Annotated in this window: 22 protein-coding genes; 17 read left to right on the top strand and 5 right to left on the bottom strand. The window is 41.6% G+C overall.

The window, feature by feature from the left end; genetic code table 11:
* Positions 1–234 precede the first annotated feature (234 nt).
* A complete protein-coding gene (gene metJ, locus ACJZU6_RS02685) occupies positions 235–552 on the top strand; it encodes a met regulon transcriptional regulator MetJ (protein ID WP_036789456.1) in 318 nt (105 codons plus the stop codon).
* A gap of 120 nt (positions 553–672) precedes the next feature.
* On the opposite strand, the gene rpmE is transcribed toward metJ, so the two are convergent.
* Positions 673–885, bottom strand: coding sequence for a 50S ribosomal protein L31 (gene rpmE / locus ACJZU6_RS02680; protein WP_080158765.1), 213 nt, complete (start codon positions 883–885; stop codon positions 673–675).
* A gap of 267 nt (positions 886–1,152) precedes the next feature.
* Here rpmE and priA point away from each other — a divergent pair, with 267 nt between their 5' ends.
* The 7 genes from priA to rraA all read left to right on the top strand — a co-directional run bounded on the left by priA (position 1,153) and on the right by rraA (position 9,016).
* Positions 1,153–3,354, top strand: a complete 2,202-nt coding sequence (gene priA / locus ACJZU6_RS02675; RefSeq protein WP_080158766.1) for a primosomal protein N' — start codon at positions 1,153–1,155, stop codon at positions 3,352–3,354.
* A gap of 182 nt (positions 3,355–3,536) precedes the next feature.
* Entirely contained in the window at positions 3,537–4,562 is a 1,026-nt protein-coding gene (cytR, locus tag ACJZU6_RS02670; RefSeq protein WP_255418369.1) for a DNA-binding transcriptional regulator CytR, read from the top strand.
* A gap of 169 nt (positions 4,563–4,731) precedes the next feature.
* Positions 4,732–5,334, top strand: coding sequence for an SPOR domain-containing protein (locus ACJZU6_RS02665; protein WP_080158768.1), 603 nt, complete (start codon positions 4,732–4,734; stop codon positions 5,332–5,334).
* Positions 5,335–5,516: 182 nt separating this feature from the next.
* Positions 5,517–6,044, top strand: a complete 528-nt coding sequence (gene hslV / locus ACJZU6_RS02660; RefSeq protein WP_080158769.1) for an ATP-dependent protease subunit HslV — start codon at positions 5,517–5,519, stop codon at positions 6,042–6,044.
* A gap of 10 nt (positions 6,045–6,054) precedes the next feature.
* Complete coding sequence (gene hslU, locus ACJZU6_RS02655) at positions 6,055–7,386, top strand: HslU--HslV peptidase ATPase subunit (RefSeq protein ID WP_080158770.1); 1,332 nt, start codon at positions 6,055–6,057, stop codon at positions 7,384–7,386.
* Positions 7,387–7,534: 148 nt separating this feature from the next.
* On the top strand, positions 7,535–8,443 hold the full coding sequence (locus ACJZU6_RS02650; RefSeq protein ID WP_408900605.1) for a 1,4-dihydroxy-2-naphthoate polyprenyltransferase: 909 nt from the start codon (positions 7,535–7,537) through the stop codon (positions 8,441–8,443).
* A gap of 87 nt (positions 8,444–8,530) precedes the next feature.
* Positions 8,531–9,016 carry a ribonuclease E activity regulator RraA gene (rraA, locus tag ACJZU6_RS02645; protein ID WP_080158772.1) on the top strand — a complete coding sequence of 162 codons (486 nt, stop codon included), beginning with the start codon at positions 8,531–8,533 and terminating at the stop codon, positions 9,014–9,016.
* A 104-nt stretch (positions 9,017–9,120) separates the two neighbouring features.
* Here rraA and zapB read toward each other — a convergent pair whose 3' ends face one another.
* Positions 9,121–9,363 carry a cell division protein ZapB gene (zapB, locus tag ACJZU6_RS02640; RefSeq protein WP_036789682.1) on the bottom strand — a complete coding sequence of 81 codons (243 nt, stop codon included), beginning with the start codon at positions 9,361–9,363 and terminating at the stop codon, positions 9,121–9,123.
* A gap of 595 nt (positions 9,364–9,958) precedes the next feature.
* Between zapB and ACJZU6_RS02635 the strand changes: the two genes are divergently transcribed.
* The 7 genes from ACJZU6_RS02635 to tpiA all read left to right on the top strand — a co-directional run bounded on the left by ACJZU6_RS02635 (position 9,959) and on the right by tpiA (position 16,656).
* Positions 9,959–10,810 carry an MIP/aquaporin family protein gene (locus tag ACJZU6_RS02635; protein ID WP_080158773.1) on the top strand — a complete coding sequence of 284 codons (852 nt, stop codon included), beginning with the start codon at positions 9,959–9,961 and terminating at the stop codon, positions 10,808–10,810.
* An 88-nt stretch (positions 10,811–10,898) separates the two neighbouring features.
* Entirely contained in the window at positions 10,899–12,425 is a 1,527-nt protein-coding gene (glpK, locus tag ACJZU6_RS02630; RefSeq protein ID WP_080158774.1) for a glycerol kinase GlpK, read from the top strand.
* 216 nt (positions 12,426–12,641) lie between these two features.
* Positions 12,642–13,649 (top strand): class II fructose-bisphosphatase, encoded by a 1,008-nt coding sequence (gene glpX, locus ACJZU6_RS02625; protein WP_408900604.1) that lies wholly within the window; start codon positions 12,642–12,644, stop codon positions 13,647–13,649.
* A 217-nt stretch (positions 13,650–13,866) separates the two neighbouring features.
* Positions 13,867–14,484: a metalloregulator ArsR/SmtB family transcription factor gene (locus tag ACJZU6_RS02620; RefSeq protein ID WP_080158776.1), complete on the top strand. Its 618-nt coding sequence runs from the start codon at positions 13,867–13,869 to the stop codon at positions 14,482–14,484.
* A gap of 13 nt (positions 14,485–14,497) precedes the next feature.
* Positions 14,498–15,241: a ferredoxin--NADP reductase gene (locus ACJZU6_RS02615; protein ID WP_080158777.1), complete on the top strand. Its 744-nt coding sequence runs from the start codon at positions 14,498–14,500 to the stop codon at positions 15,239–15,241.
* Between the two features lie 125 nt (positions 15,242–15,366).
* Positions 15,367–15,663 (top strand): DUF3135 domain-containing protein, encoded by a 297-nt coding sequence (locus ACJZU6_RS02610; protein ID WP_080158778.1) that lies wholly within the window; start codon positions 15,367–15,369, stop codon positions 15,661–15,663.
* A 222-nt stretch (positions 15,664–15,885) separates the two neighbouring features.
* Positions 15,886–16,656, top strand: coding sequence for a triose-phosphate isomerase (gene tpiA / locus ACJZU6_RS02605; RefSeq protein WP_080158779.1), 771 nt, complete (start codon positions 15,886–15,888; stop codon positions 16,654–16,656).
* 54 nt (positions 16,657–16,710) lie between these two features.
* Here the strand turns inward: tpiA and ACJZU6_RS02600 are convergent, their stop codons facing one another.
* The 3 genes from ACJZU6_RS02600 to ACJZU6_RS02590 form a co-directional block, all read right to left on the bottom strand.
* Complete coding sequence (locus ACJZU6_RS02600) at positions 16,711–18,033, bottom strand: IS4 family transposase (protein WP_408900531.1); 1,323 nt, start codon at positions 18,031–18,033, stop codon at positions 16,711–16,713.
* A gap of 210 nt (positions 18,034–18,243) precedes the next feature.
* On the bottom strand, positions 18,244–19,206 hold the full coding sequence (gene pfkA / locus ACJZU6_RS02595; RefSeq protein WP_080158780.1) for a 6-phosphofructokinase: 963 nt from the start codon (positions 19,204–19,206) through the stop codon (positions 18,244–18,246).
* 507 nt (positions 19,207–19,713) lie between these two features.
* On the bottom strand, positions 19,714–20,196 hold the full coding sequence (locus tag ACJZU6_RS02590) for a CpxP family protein (protein WP_080158781.1): 483 nt from the start codon (positions 20,194–20,196) through the stop codon (positions 19,714–19,716).
* Between the two features lie 201 nt (positions 20,197–20,397).
* Here ACJZU6_RS02590 and ACJZU6_RS02585 point away from each other — a divergent pair, with 201 nt between their 5' ends.
* Positions 20,398–21,090, top strand: coding sequence for a response regulator (locus ACJZU6_RS02585; RefSeq protein ID WP_408900603.1), 693 nt, complete (start codon positions 20,398–20,400; stop codon positions 21,088–21,090).
* On the top strand, positions 21,090–22,463 hold the full coding sequence (gene cpxA, locus ACJZU6_RS02580; RefSeq protein WP_080158783.1) for an envelope stress sensor histidine kinase CpxA: 1,374 nt from the start codon (positions 21,090–21,092) through the stop codon (positions 22,461–22,463). Before ACJZU6_RS02585 ends, cpxA begins: the two co-directional genes overlap by 1 nt.
* Positions 22,464–22,519: the final 56 nt, after the last annotated feature.

Below are 22,519 nucleotides of genomic sequence, written 5' to 3'. Positions count from 1 at the left end.
CAAAACAAGACGTCAACACCTCTAGACGTCTATATGTCTTTGCTTATAGCGGTAAATCCCGCTAAAATTCAGTCATTGAAAAAAATAGTCGTGATCTAGCAACTGTTGTCTATCACTGTAGAGGACAAATCAGTGATGTTCACGTAATATCGCCGCCTATCATGACTATGTACTAACAACCGTCATCGCGACATTGTTATCATCATTAATTAAACATCGCTGAGAAGGTAAAACATGGCAAAGTGGAATGGCGAATATATTAGCCCTTATGCAGAACACGGTAAGAAAAATGAACAAGTAAAAAAAATTACAGTGTCTATTCCATTAAAGGTTCTCAAAATTCTTACTGATGAACGTACTCGCCGTCAGGTCAATAACCTGCGCCACGCTACCAACAGTGAACTACTCTGTGAAGCTTTCCTACATGCCTACACAGGACAACCACTACCCACTGATGATGATATTCGTAAAGATCACCCCGACGATCTGCCCGCAGAAGCGAAAGCATTGATGGAAGCGATGGGTATCAGCTACGAAGACATTAATGAATAATATGGACATGAAATAGCAAAAAACCAGCACTTCTGCTGGTTTTTTTATAATTGCCAAATCTCAGCCATAAAAAAAGGGATGCTTGCGCATCCCTTTTTTGTAAATTCATCTGGCAAATAATTACTTGCTAGAAAGCGCACCAAAACGCTTGTTGAATTTGTCCACACGACCGCCAGAGCTAACTTGACGTTGCTTACCAGTGTAGAATGGGTGACACTTATCGCATACATCAAGGTTGATGTCTTTGCTCATAGTAGAGTTAAATACGAAAGTGTTGCCGCAAGAACAACGTGCGTTTACTGCTTTGTATTCTGGGTGGATACCTTGTTTCATGGGGAAACCTCAAGTTAAGGCCGTGTCGCTCTCCCGATCCAAAGCCGGGCACCACACGTGGTTAATAAAATAGTCTGTCGTTAATTTACGACAAATCAGGCGGCGTATAGTAATCAATCATTCCACAGAGATCAACTCAGTCACTGTTTTTTTATCGCTCTTTTATTGATCACTAAAACAGTCAATAATAGTTGCAACATAGCAGTACTTATCCCTTATCACGTGATCTGTTACTATTTAGTACAAGCTCAATTAAAGCGATAAAATATGAACCACCCAATAGCACGCGTTGCTTTACCTGTCCCACTTGATAAAACTTTTGACTATCTCATCAAACCCAACACCACTCCAATTATTGGTGGTCGCGTGCTGGTGTCTTTTGGTCGACAACGATTAGTCGGGATTGTGGTTGCTATCGGGCATGATTCTGATTTTCCTATTCAACAGTTAAAACCTATTCAGCAAGTATTAGATAATCAACCTTTATGGCAACCTGCTTTATTTAGCTTATTAAAATGGGCCAGTAGCTATTATCAATATCCATTAGGTGATGCCCTTGCCAATGCGATGCCTGCATTACTGCGTAAAGGTCGAGAAGCATCAACCACGCCACTAAAGTATTGGCACCTAACTGAAACAGGTCGAGATCAGCCGCTAAATGGCTTAAAACGCGCGCCTAAACAAGCACAAATCCTAAATCTATTACGTCATGGTCCACTCAGTCATGAAAACTTACTCACTCATGACGTCAGCAGCACCACCCTCAAAACTGTCGAGCAAAAAGGTTGGATCAGCGAACAACAACATCAACCACAACAACGTCAGTGGCTGCCACAATTTGAAATTACAGAACAGAAACCACGTTTAAACGAAGAACAAGCATTAGCGATTGCAACGGTAAACAGTAATCCAGGATTTGGTTGTTATCTACTCGATGGTGTTACAGGCTCAGGCAAAACCGAAGTTTATCTTAATTTACTTGAGCCCATTTTAGCGGCGGGTAAACAGGCGTTAATTTTAGTGCCAGAAATTGGCCTAACACCACAAACAATCAATCGTTTTAAGCGCCGTTTTAAGGTGCCATTAGAAACCGTACATTCGGGTTTAAACGATAGCGAACGCATGGCGGCATGGCTTGCTGGACGAGATAATCAAGCTGGAATCATTATTGGCACCCGTTCGGCACTGTTTACACCTTTTGCTAACCTTGGCATTATCATTGTCGATGAAGAACATGATGCTTCATATAAACAACAAGATAGCTTACGTTACCACGCTCGTGATCTAGCCGTAATGCGAGCCAATAAAGAAAATATTCCGATAGTGTTAGGTTCAGCAACGCCAGCACTGGAAACACTGCATAACGCCCAAACAGGCAAATATCACTATCTGACACTCTCTAAACGTGCAGGTAATGCGAGTGCTGCACGTCATGGTGTTATTGATGTCAAAGGCCTGTATTTAAACGCGGGGTTATCAGCACCATTAATTGCAGAAATGCGTAAGCACCTCAATGCGGGCAATCAAGTGATGCTGTTTCTTAATCGGCGTGGATTTTCACCCGCGATGATGTGCCATGAGTGCGGCTGGATCGCAGAGTGTGATCGTTGTGATGCGTATTACACCCTCCATCAGCAATCAGGGGAATTACGGTGTCATCACTGTGCCACTCAGCGGCCGATCATGCACCAATGCCAGCAGTGTGGTTCTACTCAGTTGTTACCTGTTGGTGTGGGTACAGAACAACTTGAAGCCCAATTAGCCGAATTATTCCCTGAATTTAAAACAGTACGTATTGACCGTGATAGTACTCGTCGTAAAGGGGCATTAGAAAACTATTTAGAAGCCATTAAAAATAATGAATATCAAATTTTAATTGGCACCCAAATGCTTGCTAAAGGCCACCACTTTCCCAATGTAACCTTAGTGGCATTAATTGATGTTGATAGTGCATTATTCAGTAATGATTTTCGTGCCTCAGAGCGATTAGCACAGCTGTTTATTCAAGTTGCAGGTCGTGCAGGTCGCGCCAGTAAACCAGGATCAGTATTATTACAAACCCACCATCCAGAACATCAACTGCTACAATCATTACTGCATAAAGGCTATGGCGTTTTTTCTCAGGCTGCATTAACGGAACGTCGTCAAGCATTGTTGCCACCGTTTACTCACTTAGTGTTATTGCGTGCAGAAGCCAATGATAGCGACCTTGTGTGCCAGTTCTTACAACAAGTAAGAGGGATTTTTGAAGCAAGCCCAGTGTATGACCAAGACTGTTGTGTTTTAGGGCCAAATCCAGCTCCCCTTGCTCGTCGTGCTGGACGATTTAGATGGCAATTAATTTTACAAATACCTAATAGAAATAAACTTCAACAAATACTCAGTATTGCTAAGCCTGCAATTCAGCTCTTACCGTTAGCGAAAAAAATTAGGTGGTCGATTGATGTTGAACCGCAAGATTTAACTTAAACTACACAATGCGATGCATCTCACATAGCGAATGTAATTTATGCTATTGAAAGCATGTTTCAGCTTATGCATCCATTCTACAATATGTATATGAATTGACGTTTTTCAGTCAGTTACAATTAGTTGGCGAGCATATCTGAATACATTTTTGCGTCAGATAGCCAACTGTAAATTAGTAAGATATAGCACAAGAGGAAAGCACTATGGCGACAATGAAGGACGTTGCCCAGCTAGCCGGGGTATCAACCGCGACAGTTTCACGCGCGCTCATGAACCCGGAAAAAGTATCGGCCTCAACCAGGAAAAAGGTCGAGCAAGCCGTAATGGAAGCTGGATATTCACCAAACTCACTAGCACGCAATTTACGCCGCAATGAATCGAAAACTATCGTTACCATTGTTCCCGACATCTGTGATCCCTACTTCACAGAAATCATTCGTGGTATTGAAGAAGCGGCAATGGAAAATGGTTATTTAGTGTTGCTCGGTGACAGTGGTCAGCAACAACGTCGTGAAAATTCATTCGCTAATTTAGTCTTTACTAAACAAGCTGATGGTATGTTGCTATTAGGTAATAATTTACCGTTTGACGTCAGTAAACCTGAACAAAAAAATCTGCCGCCATTAGTCATGGCATGTGAATATGCGCCGGAACTTGAATTACCAACAGTGCACATTGATAACTTAACCGCTGCCTTTGATGCGGTGAATTACTTGACTCAAATGGGCCATAAGCGCATTGCTCAAATCACCGGACCTGATAAAGCCGCTTTATCACAATTTCGTCAGCAAGGTTATCAGCAAGCTCTTCGTCGTGGGGGCATCACTCTAAACCCGGCTTACACCATTAAAGGTGATTTTAGTTTTGCTGCAGGTGCTCGTGCAATCACAGCATTACTTGCTTTACCCGAACCACCAACAGCATTATTTTGCCACTCTGATGTCATGGCTATTGGTGCCATGCAACAGGCGAAACGATTAGGTTTACGCGTACCACATGATATTTCTATTGTTGGTTTTGATGATATTCAATTTGCAGAATATTGTGATCCACCATTAACGACGGTCTCACAACCACGGTATGAAATTGGCCGTCAAGCAATGTTAATGTTGCTAGAATTACTCAAAGGTAAAGATGTTCAGGCAGGGTCGCGATTATTAGACGCCAAACTGGTTATTCGTGAAAGTGCAGCGCCACCTAGTCGTTAATTGATCGCCCCCATATTTGACACGTTACTGCACAGAGATCATAAAATCTGGCATCTTTGTTACAATATGGGGTTAATTATCAACGAAACAGCGATAATAACTGGTCAGGATCAATCCAACTTTGTAACATAGCGTCCTATCTATCTACCCAAACTAATTTGTCGATATCGTGGCTACTAAAGATTATGTAAAACGTGGGCGCTCTGCGAAACCAGCGTCACCAAAAGCAAAAGCTAACCCTAAAGGCAAAAAAGTGCCGACAACTGGTTTTCCAACCAAGTGGGCAGCTTTCGCTGTTATTTTAGTGTGTGGGCTGATTACGAGTTTATTTTTCCTTTCTGGTACTGATGTTCCTGAACAGAAACCAGCGATTCCTGCGGCTATTGTTATCAAACCGCAGCAACCTGCAAAAGTTAATACCAATGCCTTACCGCCAAAACCAGAAGAAAAATGGCGTTATATTCAAGAGTTGGAAAATAAAAAAGTCATTGTTCCTGAATTAACCCAGAAAAAAGTCATTGTAAAAGAGAAGCCAGCTAAACCTTACTTATTACAATGCGGTGCTTATCACAGCCAATCTCAAGCAGATGAGCGTAAGGCGATGATTGCGTTTCAGGGCTTAAACAGTCAAATAAAAGTATCAACCAACAATAAAGGTACTTGGTACCGTGTTGTACTTGGTCCTTACAAAAATAAACGCTTAGCAATGAATGATCAGAATAAATTACAACAACATGGTATTAGCCCTTGTGCAATTTGGTTCTGGGAATAATCATCATTAGTATGAATAACAATAAAGGATGCCATCATGGCATCCTTTTTTATTCTCTAAAACTTAACATCACCACGCCCAGCAATTGTTATATACACCTTGAAAACCTGCCTCCCTATCCCCAGATCTAATAGCATTAATGATCCCGGCTAACGTCGGAGCTGAATCAAAGAGGGTTTAACGTGACAACTATTGTATCTGTTCGTCGTAACGACAAAGTCGTAATTGCTGGTGACGGCCAAGTCTCACTTGGCAATACGGTAATGAAAGGCAACGCTCGCAAAGTTCGTCGTCTCTATAATAATAAAGTACTTGCCGGTTTCGCTGGCGGCACCGCGGATGCCTTTACTTTATTTGAACGTTTCGAACGTAAATTAGAAATGCACCAAGGCCATCTATTGAAATCAGCTGTTGAGTTAGCCAAAGATTGGCGTACCGATCGTGCCCTACGTAAGCTTGAAGCTTTATTAGTTGTTGCTGATGAAACCGGCTCATTAATCATTACAGGTAATGGTGATGTCGTACAGCCTGAGCATGATTTAGTGGCGATTGGTTCGGGTGGTAATTTCGCTCAAGCTGCCGCTATTGCATTATTGGAAAATACAGATCTTAGCGCCCGTGAAATTGCTGAAAAAGCGCTAAATATTGCGGGTGATATTTGTGTGTTTACTAACCACAATCACACTATTGAAGAACTAGAAACTAAGTAAGGAAGTTGCAATGTCTGAAATGACTCCTCGCGAAATCGTTCATGAGCTTGATCGTCATATTATCGGTCAAGACAAAGCCAAGCGAGCGGTTGCGATTGCACTGCGTAACCGCTGGCGTCGTATGCAGCTTCCTGAAGAGCTGCGTGTAGAGGTAACCCCTAAAAATATTTTAATGATTGGTCCAACCGGCGTTGGTAAAACAGAAATTGCTCGTCGATTAGCGAAATTGGCAAATGCACCATTCATTAAAGTTGAAGCAACTAAATTTACTGAAGTGGGTTATGTCGGCAAAGAAGTTGAAACGATTATTCGTGATCTAACTGATGTCGCTGTAAAAATGGTACATCAACAAGCGACTGAAAAAGTCCGTGTACATGCTGAAGAATTAGCAGAAGAACGTATTCTTGATGTGTTATTGCCACCAGCACGCGATGCTTGGGGACAAAACGAAGAAGTCGCAACAGAATCAACAACGCGTCAATCTTTCCGTAAAAAATTACGTGAAGGTAAACTTGATGATAAAGAAATCGAGATTGATATTGCAGCCCCACAAATGGGTGTTGAAATCATGGCGCCTCCTGGCATGGAAGAAATGACCAACCAGTTACAAGGCATGTTCCAAAATCTTGCTGGTAACACCAGTAAAAAACGCAAAATGAAAATCAAAGATGCGTTAAAAGCGGCAACAGAAGAAGAAGCAGCTAAACTGGTAAACCAAGAAGAATTAAAAGAACAAGCGATTTTCGCTGTTGAAAACAACGGTATCGTCTTTATTGATGAAATAGATAAGATTTGTAAGCGTGGCGAATCATCCGGCCCTGACGTTTCTCGTGAAGGTGTACAACGTGATTTGTTACCATTAGTTGAAGGCAGTACGGTATCAACGAAGCATGGCATGGTTAAAACAGACCATATTCTGTTTGTAGCATCAGGTGCATTCCAAGTTGCTAAGCCATCAGATTTAATTCCAGAACTACAGGGTCGTTTACCGATCCGTGTTGAATTGGATGCACTGAGCAGCCATGACTTTAAACGTATTCTTACTGAGCCAAAAGCATCGTTAACACAACAATACGTGGCGTTAATGGCAACGGAATCAGTCGATATCGAATTTACGGCTGATGGTATTGAAAGCTTAGCGGAAGCTGCATGGCAGGTAAATGAGCGCACAGAAAATATTGGTGCACGTCGTTTACATACAGTTATGGAACGTCTAATGGAAGAAATTTCTTATGATGCGAGTGAAAAATCTGGCGAGAAATTCCTTATCGATAACGCGTATGTACAAGCACGTTTAGGCGAATTCGTTGCAGATGAAGATTTAAGTCGCTTCATTTTATAATCGAATTAGACTGACGATTAACCTTATAAACGGTGCGTTTTATCGCACCGTTTTTTTTGTTCTTTAACAAACATTGATGGGATAAATTTGCGCCTGACCAAATTTACGCCATAATACCTTTTCAGTATTCACTTTAAGTATCTAATTTATGAACTCACCCTCTTCACTGACAATTTGGTTAGATGCCGCAAGACCAAAAACCTTACCCCTTGCCATCGCCTCTATTGTCTGCGGTAGCGCAGTAGCAAAATGGCACGACAATTTTTCTGCAAGTATTGCAGCTCTTGCGCTATTAACTGCCTTGTTATTACAAATTCTATCTAACCTTGCTAATGATTATGGCGACGCCGTTAAAGGCACAGATAATGATGACCGTTTAGGTCCACAACGGGCAATACAATCAGGCTTAGTCACCGCAGCAACAATGCGTAAGGCGATGATTATTAATATCGTTCTTACCGCAATCAGTGGCTTAACCTTAATTTTAATTGCTTGTAAGAACCCGCACGATATTGTCGGTTTTTTAATCCTTGGTTTGCTGGCGATAGCAGCATCAATTGCCTATACCGTCGGTAATAAGCCTTATGGTTATCGAGGCCTTGGCGATCTATCTGTACTGATATTTTTTGGTTGGCTAGGTGTTGCAGGTACATATTACCTTCAAACGGGACAAATTGATTCATTGATCATGTTACCGGCAACTGCATGTGGTTTATTGGCGGTTGGTGTACTAAATATCAATAACCTACGTGATATTGATAATGATAAAGCGTGTGGTAAACAAACTTTAGTGGTGCGTATGGGGCCGCAATGGGGCCGTAGATATCACCTCGTATTACTCTCTACTAGTGTGATATTTTTCAGCTTATTTGCCCTATTAGAAGTAAAATCTCTTTTTGGATGGCTATTTATTTTAAGCCTACCATTATTGATTAATCATGGTCGACAAGTGTACCGCTCAACCAATGGTGCCGCTTTGCGACCAATGATGGCAACCATGGTGAAGTGTGCGTTAATCACCAACCTATTATTTGCAATTGGTATGGTATTAGCTTAATCACTGATACAAATTGCAATGCGATATCAACTGGTTATAATTTAAACAAACCATTTTTGTTTTCAGCTACCAATAAGAAGCCTGCCCATGGAATATAATACCTCTGAGCTTTGTGATATCTATCTCGATCAAGTTGATGTGGTTGAACCAATGTTCAGCTCTTACGGTGGCCGTAGTTCATTTGGTGGTCAAGTCACGACCATTAAATGCTTTGAAGATAATGGGGTTATTCATGACACCTTATCTCTACCAGGCTCTGGACGGGTATTGTTAATCGATGGTGGTGGCTCATTACGGCGTGCTTTAATTGATATCGATCTCGCTCAATTGGCGGTTGAAAACCAATGGGAAGGATTAATTATTTATGGCAGCGTGCGCCATGTTGATGAACTGGATAGACTCGATCTAGGCATTCAGGCACTAGCAGCAATTCCGGTCGGTGCTGATCAGCAAGCCATTGGTGAAGTTGATGTTGCGGTGAATTTTGGTGGGGTTACTTTCTTACCTGAAGATTATATTTATGCAGACAATACTGGGGTTATTTTATCACCCGAAGCGTTAGACATAGACTAATCAGTCCCTCACAAGACAGTGACCAGACATAAAAAATCGGCTCGGTATATTGCCCATTAAGGGAGCTATACCGAGCCGATAATCGTATTAAAATAAATACGCGATTATTCTACGCTATCCATTTTACCTAGCAACGTACGTACGCGATCTTGCCATACGTTATGCTCGCCACGTAGCTTTTCGTTATCTTGAACAAGACTCTCACGACCAGAACGTAGTTCTTGTGCTTCCATAGCTAGGCTATCATTTTTTTCTTTTAGTTCATCAATTTCCATTTGTAGTAAAGAAATTGAATCCACAGCCATTTGAACTTTGGCTTCCAATTTTTCCAACATTTCTAGAGACATATTGTTCACCTGATCTATGCCCATATATTTACCTTAACAATTCAAGGTAATCTCTACGGACAGGGTTATATATATTTATATCGCTATTCTAACGAGGCATTGGCTTGCTGACATCTACATTTCCATCACATTCGTGCAAATGAATGAAATTCATACAAGTCTGATGTAATTATTGCAAAGTCAGCCAATATCAGCCTTATTTAGGCGCTAAAAACAGCTAAATTCAACGACCTCAGCATATTTCCATTACCTTATATCTTTAATGCCTCGTTTCACATTCCGCTATCAATAATGTGGTATCTATGAACTTTCTCAAATTCTGTTCCACATTACCATGATAATTTACTCCTGCGATTTTATATGCCGCAGTTATCGTGAATAACGATGATTACTACATCTGCCTAATATCACTATCAATGATCTCAAGCCATCAACCCGACAATAAAAAGCCACCAAACGCTCACTTTGGAAAACAATTTACGCTCGAACGCACATTTTTGAGCCGTTATTATTTTAAAAAAAAGTAACTATTGTAAATTACAGCGCATGAAGGATAACGCAATACCCTACATTACCCATCAAAAGGACTGACAATATGACAAGTTCCAAACCTAATGCGCTCGTCGGAGAATGTTTTGCGGAATTTATTGGTACTGGATTACTGATATTTTTTGGCGTTGGCTGTGTCGCTGCCCTGAAATTAACCGGTGCAGATTTTGGTCAATGGGAAGTCAGTATTATGTGGGGACTTGGCGTTGCCATTGCCATTTATGTCACGGCGGGGGTTTCTGGCGCCCATTTAAACCCAGCGGTAACTATTGCGTTAGCCAGTTTTCATGGCTTCAATAAACGAAAAGTCCTGCCTTATATTATGGCGCAGATATTAGGGGCTTTTGCCGCTGCCGCCTTAGTTTATGGGCTATACAGCAACTTATTTACTGACTATGAAGCCAGCCATAATATTGTTCGAGGAACAGTTGCTAGCCTTGATACCGCCTCTATTTTTTCAACATTCCCTCACCCATCATTAAGTTTTGGTGGCGCATTTGCCGTTGAATTTACTATTACCGCTGTATTAATGTTTGCCATTTTAGCTATTGGTGATGATAAAAATGGAGCACCACGTGGTGCTATGGGGCCACTGCTTATTGGCTTATTAATTGCTGTTATTGGCGGTTCTTTAGGTCCACTTACCGGTTTTGCAATGAACCCCGCCCGTGATTTCGGCCCGAAACTACTGACCTTCTTTGCCGGTTGGGACACGGTGGCACTCACTGGTGCTAAAGATATTCCTTACTTTATCGTCCCTATCCTGGCGCCAATTTGTGGTGCACTTTTTGGTGGCTGGGCCTACCCTAAACTGATTGGGATTTATCTACCAGGCAACAAATGTACCCTACCGAATAAATGTGAAGGCAATACTGATACACCTGCAGTTGAAGCATAAAATTTAATCCATCAACACCATAAAGAGGCATTACCTCGCCTCTCAATTAAAACTGACTCTATATAATAAAGATAACGAGGAACTCATCATGACTACTGAACGAAAATATATTGTGGCGTTAGATCAAGGAACAACCAGTTCTCGAGCCGTTGTGCTCGATCACAATGCCAATATCGTTTGTTCGTCACAACGCGAATTCACTCAAATTTATCCTAAAGCTGGTTGGGTTGAACATGATCCTCTTGAAATTTATGCGACCCAAAGTTCAACTATGGTGGAGGCATTAGCTAAAGCGGGTATTCGTAGCGATCAAGTCGCTGCAATCGGTATTACTAACCAACGTGAAACCACCATTGTATGGAATAAAAAAACCGGTAAACCCGTCTATAACGCTATCGTATGGCAATGTCGCCGTACCGCCGATATGTGTGAAGAGTTAAAACAACAAGGCTTAACGGATTATATTCGTGAAGCCACAGGCTTAGTGGTTGATCCGTACTTCTCTGGCACCAAGGTTAAATGGATTCTAGATAACGTTGAAGGCGCACGCGAACAAGCTGAAGCGGGCGAATTATTATTTGGTACTGTCGACACTTGGTTGATCTGGAAAATGACTCAAGGGCGTGTATTTGTTACTGATTACACCAACGCCTCTCGTACCATGCTATTTAATATCAACACATTACAATGGGATGAAAAGTTACTTTCAGCCCTAAATATTCCATTATCAATGATGCCTGAAGTTAAACCCTCATCTGAAGTTTATGGCCAAACCAACATTGGTGGTAAAGGCGGTACCCGTATTCCTATCGCAGGTATTGCGGGCGATCAACAAGCAGCATTATTTGGTCAAATGTGTGTTTCAGCAGGCCAAGCTAAAAATACTTATGGCACCGGTTGTTTCTTATTAATGAATACCGGCAAAGAAAAAGTCACCTCACATAATGGACTATTAACGACTCTCGCTTGTGGCCCTAAAGGTGATGTTGCTTACGCCCTTGAAGGGGCAGTCTTTATGGGTGGCGCTTCCATTCAATGGTTACGTGATGAAGTTAAGCTACTCAGTGATGCTAACGATTCAGAATACTTTGCAGAAAAAGTGGGCAGTGCTAATGGCGTCTATGTTGTACCTGCATTTACTGGTTTAGGTGCACCATATTGGGACCCCTATGCCCGAGGTGCGATTGTCGGACTAACTCGTGGCGTTAATTCTAATCATATTATTCGTGCCACCCTTGAAAGTGTTGCTTACCAAACTCGCGATGTACTTGATGCAATGCAGGCAGATTCAGGCATTAAACTTGATATTTTACGGGTTGATGGTGGCGCTGTTGCCAATAACTTCTTAATGCAATTCCAAGCAGATATTTTAGCAACAGAAGTACATCGTCCAAAAGTTACCGAAGTCACCGCACTTGGTGCGGCGTACTTGGCGGGTCTGGCAATTGGCTTCTGGGATAGCATTGATGAGCTTCAACACAAATCACAATTAGATCGAAGTTTTACCCCATGTGAAGATGATAAAAAACGTAATCGTCGTTACCGTGGCTGGCAACGTGCGGTTGAATGTGCCAAAGGTTGGGCGTTTGACGAAGAAGAGGATGACGACGCGTAAATATCACCTTAATACCCTCTAAGATCAGGCCTGCTTATTTATAGCGGGCCTTTTTTATTTTTATTACAACTACATAATCCTAATTCCGTTGCGTTAGATCATCAATCCACTGCCTAGACAATCTAATTTCCCACCGTGTTGATAAGCCAATTATGCTAGAATTTGCGCAGAATTTTTATATCCTTGAACCTACCGATTTCTATATCTGGAGTTATCATGAAAGGCGATTTAGCAATAGCATTTGCTCGTGTTACCGAAGGCGCAGCCCTTGCCGGCCATAAATGGTTAGGCCGTGGCGATAAAATTGCAGCAGACAATGCCGCAGTTGAAGTTATGCGTACCCTGCTTAACCACACTAATATCAATGGCGAGATTGTTATTGGTGAAGGTGAAATCGATGAAGCACCAATGCTTTATATTGGAGAGCATGTGGGTTGTGGTGGTTGTGCTGTTGATATTGCAGTCGATCCTATCGAAGGTACGCGTATGACAGCAATGGGGCAAAATAATGCCCTCGCTGTACTTGCCGCAGGTGAAAAAGGTAGCCTGTTAAAAGCACCAGATATGTACATGGAAAAATTGGTTGTTGGCCCACAAGCTAAAGGTGTTATCGATCTTGATAAACCCTTAGCTGACAACTTTGCCGCTATTGCTACAGCACTGAACAAACCACTGAGTGAGCTGGTTGTTACTATTCTTGCTAAGCCTCGTCACGATCAACTTATCACTGAAATGCATGCCATGGGTGTGCGTGTATTTGCTTTCCCTGATGGCGATGTTGCAGCATCTATTCTTACATGTATGCCTGAAAGTGATGTTGATGTGATGTATTGCATTGGTGGCGCACCGGAAGGAGTCGTTTCAGCTGCCGCTATTCGCGCATTAGGTGGTGATATGCAAGGCCGTTTACTGCCTCGCCATCAAGTAAAAGGCGACACTGAGGAAAACCGCCGTTTAGGTGAAATAGAAATTCGTCGTTGTGAAGAAATGGGCATTGAACCAAACACACTACTACGCCTTGAAGACATGGCACGCAGTAATGATGTGATCTTTGCTGGTACAGGGATTACTAAAGGTGATTTAGTTGAAGGTATTCAGCGTCAAGGTGATATCGCCACCACTGAAACACTATTGATTAGCGGCAAATGCGGCACCATGCGCCGTATACAATCACGCTATGACTTAAACCGTCAACATGACGCAGTTAAGCAACATACGCTTTAATGTTATCAATGAAAAATGCACTTCGGTGCATTTTTTATCTCTCTTAGCGCACCTTACCTGCCTAACCCTAACCTTATTTTCAGATCACTCACATCATAAATACGCCATTCTTAAACCTAAGAAGTCCTACGTTTAACTCATTATTATATTGTAAAGATATTGCTTTATTTAATAAGCTGATCCCATAATATAACAAGAGCAACAATGATGACTGATTATGAAAACTATTGAAAAAATCCTCTATCACATCAAATATGATGGTCCCGTTACAGCCAAAGTATTAGCTGATAAATTTCAGTTAACCACCATGGGTATTCGTCAACATCTACAATCGATGGAAGAACAAGGCTTAGTGGATGCTTATGATGTAAAAGTCAAAGTCGGCCGCCCAACGCGCCATTGGCAACTTACATCTCAAGGCCACCAACAATTTAGTAATCATCATGGCGAACTTGCCGTACAAACCCTAGAAGCCGTCAGTGATTTATTTGGTCAGCAAGGGCTACAAGCCATCATTGAAAAACGAGAACAACAAACATTAACTCATTACCAAGCAGCCATTGCTGATTGCCCTGATTTAAAAAGTAAACTCGTCGCACTTACAGAGTTACGTCAACATGATGGCTATATGGCTGAGCTTACCAGTGACGAAAACGGCTTTTTATTAATTGAAAATCATTGCCCTATTTGTCTTGCTGCAACTCGCTGCCCATCACTTTGCCACTCTGAGCTGGCTATTTTCCAACAACTATTAGGCGAGCAGACACATATTCAACGTCAAGAACACATTATTACAGGCCAAAGGCGCTGTGCTTATCGAATAACATCCAAATAACGAGGAGGCCACTATGGCTGATTGGATCCCTGCACAAGTTATTGCTAACCGTCACTGGAACCAAGATTTATTCAGTTTATCGCTACGCGCGAACATTGAACCGTTTAAAGCGGGACAATTTACTAAACTTGGCATAATGATCGGTGATAATTTGATCCAACGCGCCTACTCGTTTGTAAACCCACCTCAAGATTCTGACATTGAAATTTATGCCACTCGCGTTGCTGATGGTTTGCTGTCGCCACGCTTGCATGCATTACAAACTGGCGATACCGTTCAAATATCAGCACGGGCCAGTGGCTTTTTTACCCTCGATGAAGTGCCGACGGGTCAGCACTTATGGCTGTTTGCAACCGGAACAGCAATTGGGCCTTATTTGTCAATTTTAGGGCAAAAAGAGGTTTGGCATAAATACCGTAAGATTATTGTGATCCATGCGGTACGTTATGCTGCCGATCTTAGTTATCAAGCTGAAATCAGTGCCCTCAAACAACAATATGGTGATCAGCTTATTGTGCAACCATTTGTTAGCCGCGAACCAGCCCCATTATGTTTGACAGGGCGCATACCACAAGCGATTGCTGATGGATTATTAGAACGTCACGTAGGTTTATACCTGACCCCTGAAAATAGCCAAGTTATGCTCTGTGGTAATCCACAAATGGTACGTGATACTAAAGCGGTACTTGAAGCGAAAGGGTTAACTAAAAACCTGCGTCGTAAACCAGGACAAATTACCATGGAACACTACTGGTAATCCTTATTCTACCCTATATTGCACCTCATTGAGCCTGAAGCGTCAGGCTCAATCTCAACCATAATAAGAACACCATCGCGGCTAGCAACTATCATTATGATAGATCCTAAATCAAGGAATAGCGGATGCACTCACTGCCTGACTTCGACCAACTGGTACAACTGGCTACCACCGATCCCCACCAGTTTGCATTATTACGCCAACGGTTAATTGACCAAACCATTGCCCAAGCCAACCCAAGTATGCAACCTCGATTACAGGCACAACAAAGCCATATCGATCGCCTCATTAACCACGCTAAAAACCCACTCCATCGCAACATTTTGTTGCAGCAAGAATTACAACGTCAATTACAACGTTTCAATCAAGCACTCCAATCACAATCGCCACCACAACAAGCAAAAATACTGCCATTAAAATGACAAAATCATTGGATACCCTTGGTAGCATATTCCGCCAATACGTTACAAAAAAACGACAAAAAACTGCATATATTGAAATATTTTTCTATTTGTAGTTCACTTTTTGTCTCGAAAAGGGTACAACCAAGCACATTAATGATTTTGAACAGTAAAAATTCAGTTCCGACTGGTATATTTTTACGTAGTTAAGTTAATTACGTCATTTAAATTTGGAGAAAAACTATGCGCCATCCTGTAGTTATGGGTAACTGGAAACTAAACGGCAGCAAAGAAATGGTTGTTGCTCTACTAAACGGTCTTAACGCTGAACTTGAAGGTGTTACAGGCGTAGACGTTGCAGTTGCTCCACCAGCACTTTTCATTGATCTTGCAGAGCGTACACTGACTGACGCTGGCAGCGCAATCATCCTAGGTGCTCAAAACTCTGACCTACATAACAGCGGTGCATTCACTGGCGACATGTCTCCAGCTATGCTGAAAGAATTTGGTGCTACTCATATCATCATCGGTCACTCTGAGCGTCGTGAATACCACCACGAGTCAGACGAATTTGTTGCTAAGAAATTCGCATTCCTAAAAGAAAATGGTTTAACACCTGTTCTTTGTATCGGCGAAACTGACGCACAAAACGAAGCTGGCGAAACAATGGCTGTTTGTGCACGTCAAATTGACGCTGTAATCAACACTCAAGGCGTTGAAGCTCTTGAAGGTGCTATCATCGCTTACGAACCAATCTGGGCTATCGGTACTGGTAAAGCAGCTACAGCTGAAGATGCACAACGCATTCACGCAGCAATCCGTGCTCACATTGCAGAGAAATCTGAAGCAGTTGCTAAGAACGTTGTTATCCAATACGGCGGTTCTGTTAAGCCTGAAAATGCTGCAGCTTACTTCGCACAACCAGACATCGATGGTGCTCTAGTTGGCGGTGCAGCACTTGACGCGAAAAGCTTTGCAGCTATCGCTAAAGCAGCAGCTGAAGCAAAAAAATAATCTTTCTTAATGATTGATGAAATCAAGGCCACCTACGGGTGTAATGCATGTGAATTAAGATAATTTACGCTTCCTTGAAGGCCTAGTCGCATAGCGACTAGGCCTTTTCTTTACTGCCCTTGGATAACTTCTTTCCTGCCTTTCTGGTAGTACAAAGCTTTCTGCCATATCAAGTATATATCTCAATATTTCAGGATACCGACCAGCTGCAACCGCTGGTAATAGTTGAAGTTGGCTTGTTAAGAATATCGAGGCTTGCTTAAAGCCTATTTGATACGGCATGACACTTTTTAATGAGTATGCCATTTGGCACATCATGAACCGTAACAAGTTATAAGCTAATAACATTCCCCATAATTCTTGAGTCACTAGCGCTGGCGTTTTGCTTCTTAACGTTATCGTTCCTTGTAACATATATTGTTTCATTTCTCGGTAACCCAGCTCAATCTCCCAACGGTGGCTATAAAGCTCTGCAATATCAGCGCCTATATAACGTTTGGGATCGGTCATTGACGTTAATAATTTCACTTCGCGACCTTTGATCGTGGTTGTCACTAAGCGTGCTTCCATTGTCACGGGCGCATCAATCCACTTTTTTCGAGCTTGTGGCGACAAGGTTAACTCTATGAGTTCTTGGCCTTTACCTAGCTTTCTTAACGTTTTGTATTGGGCGCCTTTACGTAATGGGATAAGCCAATGCCTTTCTTGCCCCGTACTTTGCCATTTATGCAGTAAGCCTAAGGCGTAAAAACCACGATCAAACAGCGTTAGACTATGATCTGGCGCTTTTTCAATGAGTTGGGCTGTTAAATCAACCTCACTGACAGAAACAGAATCAAATGCAGCGCTATTTAAAAGGTGGCTAGTTAGTTCCATATGGCAAACCATACGCACTTGAGGATAATCGGATGTTGTTGTTTTATTGCCTGTTCTTGAAAATGCTTGGTCATTTTCTTTTGTGTCTGGCGTACGCCAGACAACACCATCGACAGCATGCAATGTGAGACCATGCCAATCCGGATGAGGTGTTTTCTCATGCCACAACTGTTGTGTTTTATTAAAGACAGCTTCTACTGGTTCATGCCCTAATTTCTTACGAGCATGAATCACAGCACTTGGGGCAACAAATGGCTTTTTTCCTGGTAATAGGATGTCTAATTGAGACACCACTTTGCTCATCGACAAATGTCGATAAAGTGACATACCAACGACACTCCAAACCATTAACTCCATTGGTAATCTTCGTTTTCGAATAGTTGTAACACCTGTATCTAGAAGGCATTGGTCAATAAGTGTTGGACAAAGTAAGTCTGATAAGCCGTTTAATTTATCAGCTGAGAAGGCATGTATCTGTTCAAGTGCTTGTCTTAAAAACATAAAAAAATCCAAGTGCATTAAATACACTTGGATTTTTACACATCTACAGGATCGTTCAACTGATCATTTTGGGCTTAACTGATCAGCATTACACCTACGGGTGGCCTTTTTATTATCGCAAATAAAGTACAGCATCAAAAAAATCACCCGATAAAAAAAGGCCGATATAAATATCGACCTTAATGATTTCAGTATCTTTATAACGTAATTTTAGAACAGCTTTTCAGCCAACTCATATAAATCGTTACGTACTGGACGACGCATATTTTCAATCGCATCGATAATGTCATGGTGAACCAGTTTTTCGCATTGAATACCAACGCAACGACCGCCTTCACCTTGCTGTAGTAGCTCAACCGCATATGCACCCATACGAGATGCTAATACACGGTCAAATGCATCAGGCTGACCACCACGTTGAATATGGCCTAATACTGTTGCACGAGTCTCACGGCCAGTTTCAGCTTCAATGAATTTAGCCAGTGCGTTAACATCTGTCATTAATTCAGTGATAGCGATAATTGCGTGTTTCTTGCCTTTCGCGATACCTCGATTGATATGCGCAATCAGTTGATCTTTATCAAGACCAGTTTCAGGGGTAATGATGTACTCACAACCACCAGCAATCGCAGACATTAGTGTTAGATCACCACAATGGCGACCCATTACTTCAACAATTGAAATACGCTGATGAGAAGATGACGTATCACGTAGACGGTCAATAGCGTCGATAACAGTGTTCATTGCTGTCATGTAACCGATAGTATAATCAGTACCTGCAACATCATTATCAATCGTACCTGGAATACCAATACAAGGGTAACCCATTTCAGTTAGCTTCTTCGCACCCATGTATGAGCCGTCGCCACCGATAACAACCAATGCATCAATACCGTGCAATTTCAGATTCTCAATCGCTTTTTCACGAATTTCCACTTCACGGAATTCAGGAAAACGAGCTGAACCTAAAAATGTACCGCCTTTGTTAATTACATCGGATACACTTTGACGATCAAGTTTTTCAATGCGGTTATTGTATAGGCCATGGTAGCCATCAAAAATACCGTAAACTTCTAGATCTTCTGTCAACGCTGCACGAACTACGCCGCGAACCGCTGCATTCATACCAGGTGCGTCACCACCACTGGTCAAAACACCAATCTTCTTAATCATGGTTACCCTCTGACTTTGGGAATTGAAAAATCAAATCCAACACGACATACCGAGGTTCCCCTTCTCGATATCACAATCAATACTTATCAGACTGTGTTCGTGAAAACTGAAATTTTCCTACTTATGTAGAAGTATTACAATTTAAATGGAATATTTTGTTGATTCATATCACGCTAGCACATCACTTCCCCGTCATCGATACTTATCATCCGTCATCATGATTATTGTAATAATTTTTTGAATAAACCAATCATAACTAACAATCGCGGGTACCGTTAATGGTTGTAGAAATGTAGACAATAGCTAATATCACGCAGTATAGCTGTTTTATGATAAAAATTAATAACGAAACCTACCATAAAAATACAATCACTGCTTTATTCTGAGGCCATTTCAGAGTAAAGATCTTAAAAAAATCACCGAATAATAAACTTAATATCAAAAACAAAAAAAGCCACAGTAAAGACTATGGCTAATGGATGGCGTCGAACGCTTATCTATTGATGTTTAGTGACTATTTTTAGCCTCTAATCGCATTAAATGCTTTTCAGCTCGTTGTTGCTGTAGTTCAGCATATTTCTGCTTCTGCTCTGGCGTCAAAATATTAAGCATCTTATGACGTTGTTCTAGCATTGCCACACGGCGTTCAACCTGTTGCTGTGACATCTTTTCAGCAATGGCACGTACTGCTGATTCATCAAAATTACTCGCTAATACCAACTTATCTAATTGCTGACGCTCAGCCAACATCGTTTTATGATTCTCTACTCGCTGTGCTTGATGCTCGCTACGATTCGCTTGGCGTAACGTTTTCATTTCTTGTTGTTGGGCAGCAGTAAGATCTAACTGACTAAAAATTTTGCCACCATGATGACCTTTCATCATTCGGCCTTGGTGATCTTGATGATCTTGACCTGCAAATGCAGACATAGAACCCAGTGCTAATGGCAATGCCATTGCGATAACAAGTGTTTTATTAAATATTTTCATCGTTGTTTCTCCAGCACTATCATTGAATAAATTGCCATCGTATATGGCTTGGTAGTTATCATAACGGCTGGAAAGTAAAATGCTGTCTAGCAAATGTAAACTAGCGTAAAGCTAATGCAGCTTAACTTGGCGTACCAGCAAAGATTAGCGATACTAAGCCAACTTGATTGAGTAACCACCTTTGCATTTCAGGACACCATTATGGCAAAAATTCTCTTAGTTGATGACGATATAGAACTAACCGCACTTCTTAAAGATATTCTTGAACTAGAAGGGTTTGAGGTAGAAGAAGCGAATAATGGTCTTGAAGGGCTAGCAAAAATCGACAACAGTATTGATTTAATCTTACTTGATGTGATGATGCCAAAAATGAATGGCACCGAAATGTTACGCCGTTTACGAGAAAAACATACCACTCCGGTGATGATGTTAACCGCTAAAGGTGATGAAATTGATCGCGTACTCGGACTTGAACTTGGTGCTGATGATTATTTACCGAAACCCTTTAGTGATCGTGAATTACTGGCACGTATGCGAGCGGTGCTAAGACGTACTCAACCAAATACCGAAACAAAAGCCAATCACAGTGAATGCCTTACCTATCAAGATCTCACCATTTATCCTGGTCGACAAGAAGTACTATACAATCAACAGCCGATTGAAATGACGGGTACCGAATTCGCACTTCTAAGCTATTTTGTTCAACACCCAGGTAAGATTATTGCAAAAGAAGAGTTAAGCCTTGAAGTACTTGGAAAACGTTTTGCTCAATTTGATCGCGCAATAGATATGCACGTTTCAAATTTACGTAAAAAATTACCCATGCGTAGCGATGGCAAACCGCTAATAAAAACCTTGCGTGGTAAAGGTTATTTATTAATTGAGGCTATCTAATGAAAATCCCCGGGTTTACTCACCTTTATGGGCGTATTTTCGCTATATTCTGGACCACATTATTAGTGGTCGTCATCACTCTCGTCTTGATGTTTCAATATGATCCACGCTCAGTACAAACGATACCTGATCATCAATTAGTGCGTTTTCAATCTCAAGCAGAGCAAATCAATCAACGTTTAAATACCCCCTCGCCATCAAGTCATACTAGCCTTATTACACGAATAAAAACCCTGACGCATCGCCGAGATAACCATCGTAGTCAACTTTATTTTACAACCATTGATGGCGATATTATTGCGCCACAAAAACACACTAAAGCGCTGCGTAATTTTATTACGATTGCCGATAATCCAAGTAAACCTCAACAACGACTTTATGGACGCTGGCTCATTGCGGGTCCATTTGAGATCACCACTGAACAACAATCATTGTATATGTATCGTGGTCAAGTATGGCGCGGCTCTCCGCCCTTCTTCGTTCAAATAATGGATAAACCCTTTAAATTATTATTATTTACGATGTTAGTCAGTACGCCTTTTTTATTATGGCTGGCATGGGCTGTCACCCGTCCAGCACGACGCTTACAACAAGCCGCTGAACGGGTAGCCCGCGGAGAATTTGAAGCGGATCCGACCTTAGAACAAGGGCCTCAAGAGTTTAAACAAGCGGGGGCCAGTTTTAATCAAATGGTTGATGCACTTAACAATATTATTAGCGGTCAACAACGGTTGTTATCTGATATTTCACATGAATTACGCTCCCCCTTAACGCGATTGCGTATGGCGACAGCTTTAGCACAACGCAAACAAGGTCAAAGTAACGAACTATCCCGCATTGATACTGAAGCAGAACGATTAGAAAAAATGATCAGTGAGCTATTAGAGCTATCTCGTATGCAGGTCAATAGTCATCAACAACAACAAATCATCGACAGTCACAGCTTATGGTATGAAATGTTGGAAGATGCCCGCTTTGAAGCAGAACAACACCATAAAACATTAACCTATAATCAACTTCAAGCTTGGCCATTAAAAGGCAACCCAAATTTATTAATCAGTGCCTTAGAAAACGTTATTCGTAATGCAATTAAATATGGCAATAACGTTATTGAAGTTACCTTTACGCCTCAACAACAGCAATTACTGATCACCATTGATGATAATGGTGAAGGTGTGCCTAATGATGAACTTGATGATATTTTTAGGCCCTTTTATCGCGTTTCAACTGCCCGCGATCGTAGTAGTGGTGGAACGGGCTTAGGATTAGCGATAACAGAAAGTGCATTACGGCAGCATAGTGGCAATATCAAAGCAACATCAAGTCCATTAGGTGGTTTACGGATCAGTATGACACTACCGTTAGCCCGTTAAGACACAAGGTTAACCTTACGTATAAAGATGATTGCTTGTTGCCGTTACGCTTGTCA

It is taken from the genome of Photobacterium piscicola, from assembly GCF_046058925.1.
Classification (GTDB): domain Bacteria; phylum Pseudomonadota; class Gammaproteobacteria; order Enterobacterales; family Vibrionaceae; genus Photobacterium; species Photobacterium piscicola.
This window is presented reverse-complemented; position numbering and strand designations above follow the sequence as displayed.

Bases quoted from the DNA above. Each gene is read 5' to 3' on its own strand.
- ACJZU6_RS02615 (WP_080158777.1), top strand. From the start codon at position 14,498: ATGGCTGATTGGATCCCTGCACAAGTTATTGCTAACCGTCACTGGAAC.
- ACJZU6_RS02600 (WP_408900531.1), bottom strand. From the start codon at position 18,033: ATGTTTTTAAGACAAGCACTTGAACAGATACATGCCTTCTCAGCTGAT.
- ACJZU6_RS02620 (WP_080158776.1), top strand. From the start codon at position 13,867: ATGAAAACTATTGAAAAAATCCTCTATCACATCAAATATGATGGTCCC.
- ACJZU6_RS02635 (WP_080158773.1), top strand. From the start codon at position 9,959: ATGACAAGTTCCAAACCTAATGCGCTCGTCGGAGAATGTTTTGCGGAA.
- priA (WP_080158766.1), top strand. From the start codon at position 1,153: ATGAACCACCCAATAGCACGCGTTGCTTTACCTGTCCCACTTGATAAA.
- cpxA (WP_080158783.1), top strand. From the start codon at position 21,090: ATGAAAATCCCCGGGTTTACTCACCTTTATGGGCGTATTTTCGCTATA.
- rpmE (WP_080158765.1), bottom strand. From the start codon at position 885: ATGAAACAAGGTATCCACCCAGAATACAAAGCAGTAAACGCACGTTGT.
- metJ (WP_036789456.1), top strand. From the start codon at position 235: ATGGCAAAGTGGAATGGCGAATATATTAGCCCTTATGCAGAACACGGT.
- ACJZU6_RS02650 (WP_408900605.1), top strand. From the start codon at position 7,535: ATGAACTCACCCTCTTCACTGACAATTTGGTTAGATGCCGCAAGACCA.
- rraA (WP_080158772.1), top strand. From the start codon at position 8,531: ATGGAATATAATACCTCTGAGCTTTGTGATATCTATCTCGATCAAGTT.
- hslU (WP_080158770.1), top strand. From the start codon at position 6,055: ATGTCTGAAATGACTCCTCGCGAAATCGTTCATGAGCTTGATCGTCAT.
- ACJZU6_RS02590 (WP_080158781.1), bottom strand. From the start codon at position 20,196: ATGAAAATATTTAATAAAACACTTGTTATCGCAATGGCATTGCCATTA.
- zapB (WP_036789682.1), bottom strand. From the start codon at position 9,363: ATGTCTCTAGAAATGTTGGAAAAATTGGAAGCCAAAGTTCAAATGGCT.
- ACJZU6_RS02585 (WP_408900603.1), top strand. From the start codon at position 20,398: ATGGCAAAAATTCTCTTAGTTGATGACGATATAGAACTAACCGCACTT.
- ACJZU6_RS02610 (WP_080158778.1), top strand. From the start codon at position 15,367: ATGCACTCACTGCCTGACTTCGACCAACTGGTACAACTGGCTACCACC.
- pfkA (WP_080158780.1), bottom strand. From the start codon at position 19,206: ATGATTAAGAAGATTGGTGTTTTGACCAGTGGTGGTGACGCACCTGGT.
- tpiA (WP_080158779.1), top strand. From the start codon at position 15,886: ATGCGCCATCCTGTAGTTATGGGTAACTGGAAACTAAACGGCAGCAAA.
- glpX (WP_408900604.1), top strand. From the start codon at position 12,642: ATGAAAGGCGATTTAGCAATAGCATTTGCTCGTGTTACCGAAGGCGCA.
- glpK (WP_080158774.1), top strand. From the start codon at position 10,899: ATGACTACTGAACGAAAATATATTGTGGCGTTAGATCAAGGAACAACC.